General features: G+C 67.9%; 3 protein-coding genes and 1 pseudogene. All 4 read right to left on the reverse strand.

Annotation, left to right across the window (positions count from 1 at the left end):
• Positions 1 to 177: 177 nt before the first annotated feature.
• A complete protein-coding gene (locus tag ACODTW_RS28210) occupies positions 178 to 1,119 on the reverse strand; it encodes a DUF7146 domain-containing protein (protein ID WP_488949545.1) in 942 nt (313 codons plus the stop codon).
• 53 nt (positions 1,120 to 1,172) lie between these two features.
• Complete coding sequence (locus ACODTW_RS28215; protein WP_488949547.1) at positions 1,173 to 1,301, reverse strand: DUF6117 family protein; 129 nt, start codon at positions 1,299 to 1,301, stop codon at positions 1,173 to 1,175.
• The gene (locus ACODTW_RS28220; RefSeq protein ID WP_488949546.1) at positions 1,262 to 1,420 is read right to left on the reverse strand and encodes a DUF6117 family protein; all 159 of its coding nucleotides are present in this window, start codon (positions 1,418 to 1,420) and stop codon (positions 1,262 to 1,264) included. The genes ACODTW_RS28215 and ACODTW_RS28220 overlap by 40 nt, the downstream gene beginning before the upstream one ends.
• A gap of 69 nt (positions 1,421 to 1,489) precedes the next feature.
• Positions 1,490 to 1,852 (reverse strand): annotated as a pseudogene (locus tag ACODTW_RS28225) (hypothetical protein); the annotation flags it as partial.

Here is a 1,852-nt window from a genome sequence, read left to right on the forward strand (position 1 = left end):
CCGGGGAAGAAAGCAAGCGGGCCGCCATTGCGGATCCGGCCGGCCCTGGCAGATCCCCTCCCCCGAAGGCCGCGGGCGCGGTCCTGACCGCAGAAGCACGGGTGCCCGGCACCCTGCCGCCAGCCAGATCCCTGCCCCTCCCGGATGATGCCGACCATGACCGGCGGTCATTTGCCGCTATGGAAGGAAGCGCTCGGCATCTTCGGGATGGAACTGTCCGACAAGCCGTTTCCGCAGCACCGGCAGGCCATCGGCCAGCAGGTCGGCGTTGAAATCCTTGCGGCGTGGCCGCTGTGGCTGGATGTCGATGCCGGCGGCCTGACCCCGCAGGACAAGCCGTTTCAGCGCCCGAATGCCGGCTGCGTCCTTGTCCTGGAGAACGTAGAGACGGCGCAGGTCAGGCGGGAACAACAGGGCGGCGAGGTGGCCGGCAGACAGGGCAGCGACCAGCGGCAGGCCCGGCATGATCACGCGCACCGTCAATGTGGTTTCGATGCCTTCGCCGGCCGCCATGGTGGGGCCGGCCGCACCAAAGCGCACGCCGTTGCCCAGCAGATGCCCCATGGACCGGCGGGGTTCGTCCAGTGCAGCCTTGCCGCCATCCGGCCCCAGCCAGATGCGGTGCAGGCCGGTCAGGTGACCATCCTGGTCGGTGACGGCGGCGATCAATGCCGGCAGGCTGACACGACCATTAGGCTCCCGTCGATGACAGCGTGGATGGAAGCGCAGGGCCGGCTCGGGCTGGGCCAGAATGATGCCACGGCCGACCAGATAGCGCTCGGCCAAGGTGCCCGGCAACGGCCGGCTGGCCGCGAACAGGCGATGGCAGGCCTGGGGCGAGCCGACGCCGGAAGGCACCACATAGCTGCTGGCGGCGATGGGCAACGGCATGCGCAGGAAAGCTCGGGCCTCATCCATGGCCTCGCGGAGAGACAGGTTGCGGTTCAGGGCGATCAGGTCCAGCAGGTCGCCATGCTGGCCCGTGGCAGCATCGGTCCACCGACCGGCCCGTGACCCTGTCAGGCGAACATAAAGGCTGCGGCCGGCATGTCCGCGCACATCGCCCACCTGCCAGTAGTTGCCCTGCCGATGTCCATTGGGCAGGAACTGGCGGCACACCGCCTCGGCCTCCAGCGCGAGGCGGTGTGCAAGGAGGCCGGCATCCCCCATGGTCAGGCGTCGGTGCCGCCCGGACCGCCGGGGGCATCCGGCGGAAGATAAGCGTCGTAGGGATTGCCATCGGCGAGATGACCGAAGGGGGTTATGATGATATGCCGCGCCGATCTCGACCGACGGCACAGATCACGTAGCGGGGCTCGCCGGTGATGGCATCATTGCATTCCATCAGCGCCAGATTGCCGTCCCGGGCGGCGCGCAGCAGGGTGCTGAAATTGGCGCGGGCATGGTCGGGTATTGCCATGATCCGTCTCCTGAAAAAAAGAATGGCCCGGCGCTGAGGCCGGGCCAGGGTTGGAAGTTGAAGGTCGGATCATTCGGCAGCGATCGACTGTGCCACCTCTTGCGGGTCTTCCACCGGCACCGTGTTTTCCGGCTCGATATCGGCAGCCGGCTGTTTCACGGGGTCGGCTTCCGTTTCCGGTGCGGCCATCACCTGCCCCGGTGTGCGCAGCAGTGCTGGCAACCAGTTGCTGCCGGCCAGCATCAACTCGGCCTGCACCGCCATGTCGGGCTTGCGGAGATGGTCGATCTGGCGGGCGGCGGCCTCGCCCTTGGCCTCGGTCACCGCTTCCAGGATGCGGGCCTTGGTAACCCGTCCGAGATAGTTCAGCGCCGTCGGCAACCATCCCACCGCCGCCATGTCGAGTTGGAGGGCGGCTGCCAACCCGTCGGC

The sequence above is a fragment of the Niveispirillum sp. FG148 genome (assembly GCF_057809655.1).

Excerpts from the sequence above, each read along its gene's own strand:
- ACODTW_RS28220 (WP_488949546.1), bottom strand. The coding sequence starts at position 1,420 with ATGGCAATACCCGACCATGCCCGCGCCAATTTCAGCACCCTGCTGCGC.